Source organism: Actinomycetota bacterium, assembly GCA_030774015.1.
In the GTDB taxonomy this organism is placed as follows: Bacteria; Actinomycetota; UBA4738; order UBA4738; family JACQTL01; genus JALYLZ01.
On the sequence record JALYLZ010000080.1, the window covers coordinates 1 to 7025 of the forward strand.

6 protein-coding genes and 1 pseudogene are annotated in these 7025 nt (G+C 67.5%); 5 read left to right on the forward strand and 2 right to left on the reverse strand.

Features of this window, described 5'->3' with window-relative positions; genetic code table 11:
• Positions 1 to 100: 100 nt before the first annotated feature.
• On the reverse strand, positions 101 to 286 hold the full coding sequence (locus M3Q23_08220) for a hypothetical protein (GenBank protein MDP9342072.1): 186 nt from the start codon (positions 284 to 286) through the stop codon (positions 101 to 103).
• Positions 287 to 365: 79 nt separating this feature from the next.
• Between M3Q23_08220 and M3Q23_08225 the strand changes: the two genes are divergently transcribed.
• Positions 366 to 1055: a S1C family serine protease gene (locus tag M3Q23_08225; GenBank protein ID MDP9342073.1), complete on the forward strand. Its 690-nt coding sequence runs from the start codon at positions 366 to 368 to the stop codon at positions 1053 to 1055.
• Between the two features lie 419 nt (positions 1056 to 1474).
• On the opposite strand, the gene M3Q23_08230 is transcribed toward M3Q23_08225, so the two are convergent.
• Positions 1475 to 1891 carry a hypothetical protein gene (locus M3Q23_08230; GenBank protein MDP9342074.1) on the reverse strand — a complete coding sequence of 139 codons (417 nt, stop codon included), beginning with the start codon at positions 1889 to 1891 and terminating at the stop codon, positions 1475 to 1477.
• On the opposite strand from M3Q23_08230, the gene M3Q23_08235 reads away from it, so the two are divergent.
• The 4 genes and pseudogenes from M3Q23_08235 to M3Q23_08250 all read left to right on the forward strand — a co-directional run bounded on the left by M3Q23_08235 (position 1892) and on the right by M3Q23_08250 (position 6888).
• Positions 1892 to 2620 (forward strand): transposase, encoded by a 729-nt coding sequence (locus tag M3Q23_08235; GenBank protein ID MDP9342075.1) that lies wholly within the window; start codon positions 1892 to 1894, stop codon positions 2618 to 2620.
• Positions 2621 to 2784: 164 nt separating this feature from the next.
• The gene (locus M3Q23_08240) at positions 2785 to 4704 is read left to right on the forward strand and encodes a propionyl-CoA synthetase (GenBank protein MDP9342076.1); all 1920 of its coding nucleotides are present in this window, start codon (positions 2785 to 2787) and stop codon (positions 4702 to 4704) included.
• A gap of 560 nt (positions 4705 to 5264) precedes the next feature.
• On the forward strand, positions 5265 to 6566 hold the full coding sequence (locus M3Q23_08245) for a PQQ-dependent sugar dehydrogenase (GenBank protein ID MDP9342077.1): 1302 nt from the start codon (positions 5265 to 5267) through the stop codon (positions 6564 to 6566).
• Positions 6567 to 6717: 151 nt separating this feature from the next.
• Positions 6718 to 6888, forward strand: a pseudogene (locus tag M3Q23_08250) (transposase).
• Positions 6889 to 7025 lie beyond the last annotated feature (137 nt).

The window sequence follows — 7025 nt, forward strand, 5'->3', positions numbered from 1 at the left end:
TCCGAGCGCGGCCTTGAACAGGTCCAGGTTGTTCACGACGGTCCTCCCCATCTGTCGGTGGCAGGGGAAGGACCGTCATTGTGCCGGAACGGGCTACGGGCTACCCACTCGATTCAGCGAGGAGCCAGCTCTTCGGACCTCCACGTGCGTGGACGGCCCCGACCGTGGACACCCGAAGCTCCAGGTCGTCGTCGGTGTTCGACTGCAACGACACCGGCGAGGTCTCGGTCATCCCGTAGCAGATGGTCACCTCTTGCATCTGCATGCGGTCGATCACCTTGCGCATGACCTCGATGGGGTCGTGGACCTACGCCATGGACGATTACGGCATCCAGCCGGTGCAAGCTACCCCGAGTCCGGGGCCGATGCTCACGAGCGAGGAAAGCACCACCGTCGATCACGTCGACTTCGCTCAGTTCTCGCCAGACCAGGCAGGAAGCCTGGTGTTCCAGACCACCAGCTGGACGGGGGGCAACTTCAACGAAACTGACTTGGTCATCGTGGAGTTTGACGGCGGCGTGGCCACGGTCGGGTACATCTGGAGCGGTGAGAGCCTGCGACGCTTTGAGATCGTCGGCCCGCTCGGGGGGCAACGGGTCGTGGCTTCAGCTTCCTACTGGGCACCGCTTGACGCACACTGCTGCCCGTCGAGGCACTACCGGTTCACGGTCGCTTGGAAGGATGGTGCCCTCCAGACCGTGACCGATAACCGTCCCTGGCTGGGTATCTCCGGGAGAGAAGCCTTACCGGATGCCGCCCATCCCGACGGCCGCGCGGTGCGGGTCACTACTGTTTGGCCAGGGTCGCCCGCCTCGTCGGCCCTCCGGAACGGAGACCTCCTTCTGGGAGTCCAGGGAGCAAGCCCGTCGCCGACGAACATCTCATACAGCCCGGCCGTCATCGACGAGATCGCGTTGATGAAGGCTGGGCAGTCCGTGACCCTTCTCGTGTTGCGTGGGAGCGCGCAGGTCGAGGTCCCAGTAGAGCTGGGGTCTCTAGCCGACCCGTCGGCAGGGGAAGCGGCGCCTTCAGGCTGGCCCGACTTGACGTTCTAACGCTCGTTGCCGTCTGTCATATCCGTCACAAGCAGTGACTGGAACGCCAGTGAGGGACCCGACGAGCCGGTCTTCGTCGGGCGGGTCATTCGGAGGCTGCAAGATCCAGCCGCTAACGGTCAAGGCGCTGATGAGTCGATAGAGGGTCAGGCCAGCAGATGAAATGGGAGGGGGCCAATGAGAGTAATCACCGGACGGTTGCGGCCATGGAGCGCCGTCGACGACGAAACGTGGCGGAGCCTGCTCTTGGGGAATGGGATGAGTATCGCCATCTGGCCGAACTTCGCCTACAACTCGCTGCTCGACAAGGCGGGGCTGTCACCGGATGACCGCCGACTCTTCCGAGCTCTTGGGACGTCCAACTTCGAGAGTGTCCTAAGTGGCCTCCGGTTCGCCCAGCTTGTCTGCCGCCAGGAGGGTCACGGTCCGTCAGACGCTCGGCGCCGTTGAGGGTGCGCTGGACGAGGTCGGTCTCTTCCGCGGGCAGGGGCGTCCTCCACGATGCGGACCTGCTCGATCCCGCCGATGACGGTGAGCTGGTGATGGGCGAAGGCCGTGGGGACCGAGTAGTCGTTGCGGTCGAAGCGCACCAGGGACAGCGAGTTGGCCCTGCCGGCCACCACCCGGCGGGCCTCGAAGGAGGCGGTGGGGATGGGGAGCATGGCCGCCCGGTCGACCTCCAGCAGCTCCGCCTTGGTGATCGGTTTGCCCCGGACCCGCCGGTCGAGATCTGCCCTGCACGACGCCTCCAGGCGAGCGTTCAGCTCGGCGAAGGAGGAGCAGGACGGGACGGGCACCATGAAGTTGCGCCGCCCGTACCCGACGAGGGACTCCACGTGGCCCTTCTCGTCCAGGTGAACGCCCTGCGCAACGCCCTCCGGGACTTCTACCCGGCGGCGATCGAGGCCTTCGGCGCCGACCTGGACTCCTCCGACGCCCTGGCCGTCCTCGAGGTCGCCCCCACGCCGGAGGAGGGCCGCAGGCTCACGCCGGCGAGGATCGGCCGGGCGCTTCGCGCCGGCGGGAGGCAGCGCTACCTCGACCGGCGAGCGGGTGAGATCCGGACGGCCCTGCAGGCCCCCCAGCTCGGGGCGCCTCAGGTGGTGGCCCGGGCCTACGGGGAGGCTGTGCGGTCCATGGTCCGGGTCATCGCCGGGCTTCACCACGAGACCCTGCGGCTCGAGGCTGAGCTCAGGGCCCGTTTTGAGGAACACCCGGACGCCGAGATCCTGCGCAGTCTTCCCGGACTCGGCCTGGTCCTCGGCGCCCGGGTGCTGGCGGAGTTCGGGGACGACCCGACTCGCTACCGAGATGCTAGGGCCCGCCGGTGCTACGCGGGGAGCGCGCCCGTCACGAGAGCCTCCGGATCGAGGCTCGTGGTCATCGCCAGGGTGGCCCGCAACAGGCGGCTGGCCGACGCCTCGCATCCGATCACGTGTTCGAGCCAGCTCGTGATCAAGGTCGAGCCCTCGAGCCATGTTCCTTCGGGCAGGCCTCACGGCTTCAGGGGTGTCGGCATCAGATGGACTACCTGTTCGCGTCTATCGCCCTCGCGAGGCCACTGACGAGCTGCGAGGCCCTCTCGCCGCGGGAGTGGCAGGAATACAGCGACCACAGCCCCGTCATCGCGACCTTCGAGTAGTGCGACCGGTTCGGCGTGGCGTCGGCCGCCGAGACGACGAGCGACATGCCCCCGGACGAGAAGCCGCGGCCGGAGGGGGGGTGTACGGTGGCGGCGGCGGTGACTTCCACGTTCGAACAGACCTACCGGAGGAGCATCGAGGACCCTCGAGCGTTCTGGGCCGAGGCCGCCCGGCTGATCGACTGGCACCGGGAGCCGGACGTGGTCCTGGACGAGTCGAACGCCCCCTTCTACCGGTGGTTCGTGGGCGGCGAGCTCAACACGTGCCACAACGCCCTGGACCGGCACGTCGACGGCGGGCGAGCCGATCAGCTCGCGCTCGTGTACGACAGCCCGGTCGCCGGGCGCATCCGCCGGTACACCTACCGGGAGCTACGGGACCAGGTCGCGCGCTTCGCCGGCGTCCTCCGGGGCCTGCGCGTCGGCCCGGGCGACACCGTCGTCATCTACATGCCCATGGTCCCGGAGGCTGCGATCGCCATGCTGGCCTGTGCGCGGCTGGGTGCCATCCACTCCGTGGTGTTCGGCGGGTTCGCGGCCCACGAGCTGGCCCTGCGCATCGACGACGCGAAGCCGAAGGTCGTGGTCTCCGCCTCCTGCGGCATCGAGGTCGCCAGGGTCATCGACTACAAGCCGCTCCTGGACCGCGCCATCGAGGTGGCCGCTCACAAGCCCGAGCACTGCGTGGTCCTCCAACGGGAGCAGGCCGAGGCGAAGCTGCTGGAAGGCCGGGACCTCGACTGGTCGGAGCTGATGGAGCACGCCGAGCCCGCCGGGTGCGTCCCGGTGGCGGCGACCGACCCCCTGTACATCCTGTACACGTCCGGCACGACGGCCCTGCCCAAGGGAGTCGTGCGCGACAACGGCGGCCACGCCGTGGCGCTGCGCTGGAGCATGCCGAACATCTACGACGCCCATCCCGGCGACGTGTACTGGGCGGCCTCCGACATCGGGTGGGTGGTCGGACATTCCTACATCGTCTACGCGCCCCTGCTCACCGGATGCACCACCGTCCTGTACGAGGGGAAACCGGTCGGCACGCCGGACCCCGGCGCGTTCTGGCGGGTCATCTCGGAGCACCGCGTGAAGGTCCTGTTCACCGCGCCCACCGCGTTCCGGACCATCAAGAAGGAGGACCCGAACGGCGAGCACGTCCGGAGGTACGACCTGTCGGGCTTCCGGTATCTGTTCCTGGCCGGAGAGCGCCTGGACCCGGACACGTACCACTGGGCCTCCGACCTGCTCGGCGTCCCGGTGGTGGACCACTGGTGGCAGACGGAGACGGGGTGGCCCATCGCCGCGAACTGCATGGGCATCGATCCGCTGCCCATCAAGGCGGGCTCGCCCACCAAGCCGGTGCCCGGGTACGACGTCCGCATCGTGGACGGCGAGGGGAACCCCGTGGGCCCGAACGTGGAGGGGGCGGTCGCCATCGGCCTGCCGCTCCCGCCGGGAACGCTTCCCACGCTGTGGGGCGACGACGCGAGATACGTGCAATCCTACCTGTCGAGGTTCCCGGGGCATTACGCGACCGGCGACGGCGGGTACGTGGACGAGGACGGCTACCTGTTCGTGATGGGCCGGATCGACGACGTCATCAACGTCGCCGGGCACCGGCTGTCCACGGGCGCCATGGAGGCGGTCCTGGCCCAGCACCGGGACGTGGCCGAGTGCGCCGTGATCGGGGTGCACGACGACCTCAAGGGCCAGGTTCCCCTGGGGTTCGTGGTGCTGAAGGCGGGTGTTCACCGCGACCCCGAGGTGATCGAGCGGGAGCTGGTCGCGATGGTCCGGGACCAGATCGGGCCCGTGGCCTCGCTCCGGGAGGTCCTCGCGGTGGACCGCCTGCCCAAGACCCGGTCCGGGAAGATCCTGCGCGGCACCATGCGGAAGGTCGCCGACGCACAGGAGTATCAGGTCCCGTCTACGATCGACGACCCCGCGATCCTGGACGAGATCCGGTCGGCGCTCGACCTGCGCCAGGGGCAGCCGACCGGATCCGCCTAGACCTCGGGTTCCTCAGGTTTCCTGTGCGCCTCGCAAACCTCAGACGGCGGGGCCGCTCATGAGCTGGAGGGTCGCCGTGTGGGTTCCGGTGCGGTCGACCCAGGTCAGCTTGACCTGCTCCCCGGGCCCATGCGTGTGGATGATCGGACCGAGGCTGCCGCCCTCGGAACGCGAACTGCCCGATCTCGAAACGGATATTTCGGACATGAGTCAGGTACCTGGCCGATGAGCAGCGGTTTCGTAAACCGCAGGTCGTCGGTTCGAGTCCGACCTCCGGCTCCACGCAACGTCAAGGCTGCACGGGGAATGGCTATTCGTCTTCGCAACGCGCCGACGATCGCGATGAGCAGCACGCTTCGCAATCCTGTAGCGAGCGCCGCCCGTATCTCCACCAAGGAAACCTTTCGTTGAGGGGGAAGCTCATGCGGGCTCGACACGTTCTCGCGGCCTCTGCCACTCTCATCCTTCTTGTCGGTCTGGTACCAGCCGGTGCAGAGACGGAGCAAGGACTAGACGACCCGATTCCCGGTGCGTTGCCGACGACATCGTTCTCCGTCACGTTGAACACGATTGCCAGCGGGTTCGACTCGCCGACCTCGGCGACGACCGCCCCCGGCGTCGCCAACCAGTTGTTCGTCACCGATCAGACGGGGAAGATCTGGGCGGTCGACACGTCCGGGGCGGGGGCTCCGAAGAGGTTGTTCGCCGACCTCAGCCCGATCCTCGTGAAGTTGGGGAACGTGGTGCCCGGGTCGGACTTCGACGAGCGAGGGTTGCTCGGCCTCGCCTTCGACCCGAACTACCAGGCGACCGGGAGTGTTTTCACCTACCAGACCCAGCCGTACCAACGACGCGCCGACTTCAGCACCGAGCCGGGCGTACGGGCTAACTGTCGTCAGTACGATCCGGTGTTCATCGCGCATCCGTGCCAGAACGTGCTGACCAAGTGGCACGTGAAGCACCCGGCCGGTCCCAACGCGACGATCGCCCCTGGCAGCGCACGTGAGCTGCTGCGCGTCGACAAGCCCGAGTTCAACCACAATGGTGGTTCGCTCCAGTTCGGGCCCGACGGGATGCTGTACCTGTCGGTCGGCGACGGCGGCTTCGGCGACGACCAGGGTCCCGGTCACGTGCCCGGCGGCAACGGGCAGAGCCTCGCTCGCCGGAACGTGCTTGGGAAGATCCTCCGGATCGATCCCAACGGCTCCAACTCCGCCAACGGCAAGTACGGCATCCCAGCCGACAACCCGTTCGTCGGTGCGCGCGGTGCCGATGAGATTTGGGCTTATGGGCTTCGCAACCCATGGCGCACCTCGTTCGATACGGTCACCGGAGAGCTGTGGGTCGGGGACACCGGCCAAGGCGCCGTTGAAGAAGTTGACGTCATTCAGCGCGGCGGAAACTTCGGCTGGCGCCTCAAGGAGGGAACGTTCCTCTTTCACCCCGGATCACCTTCGTCGCCCGAAGACGGTTTCGTGACCGAGGGTGACGCTCCCGGGCTCGTGGAGCCCGTGGCGGAGTACGACCACACCGGGCCGAACGACACCACGAACGGCGAGGCGGGGATCGGCGGGTTCGTCTACCGCGGCACGGCGCTGCCGCAACTGGCCGGTCGGTACGTGTTTGGGGACTACTCGCACGAGTTCGACGAGGGCATCGCGTCGGGACGCTTGTTCACGCTGGACATGTCCGCCGACGTCTTGCATCGCGTGCAGATCCTGCTCGTCGACGGTGCGGATGACTTCGACTCATACCTGCTGGCGTTCGGACAGGACACCGGCGGCGAGATGTACGTGCTCACCAACTCGACCGGCACGCTCGCCGGCGGAACCGGCGTGATCGCGCGCATTGAGCCGGCATAGTCGACCAAGCTTCAGTCGATGGGCGGCCCGGAGGAGTCGTCGATCGCTCGCCAATCCTTCACCACGCCCTGGACAATCAAGATGAGGCTCTCGAGGCCGAGTGAATCGCCCCGGGTTTCCTGGCGGCTCCCGACCGTGAGAGGTTGGAGCCATGACGACAGGAACCAGGTATCCGCAAGAAGTGCGTGAGCGGGCCACCAGGATGGTGTTCGAGCATCAAGACGAGCACCACAGCCAGTGGGCCGCTATCTGCTCTATCGCCGCCAAGTTCGGAATGACGCCGGAGACCCTGCGCCGTTGGGTGCGCAGGGCCGAAACAGACCCCATCGGCGACGCGTGAGGTAGGCCGCTGGCTGGTCGGCAAGCTGTAGGCGGCCGGGCTCAGTCCCGCCGGTTTCCCGGCAGGTGCATCGTTCCGGCGCGTCGTGGCCCCGCTTCGCCAGCGGCCCCCTGTCAAAC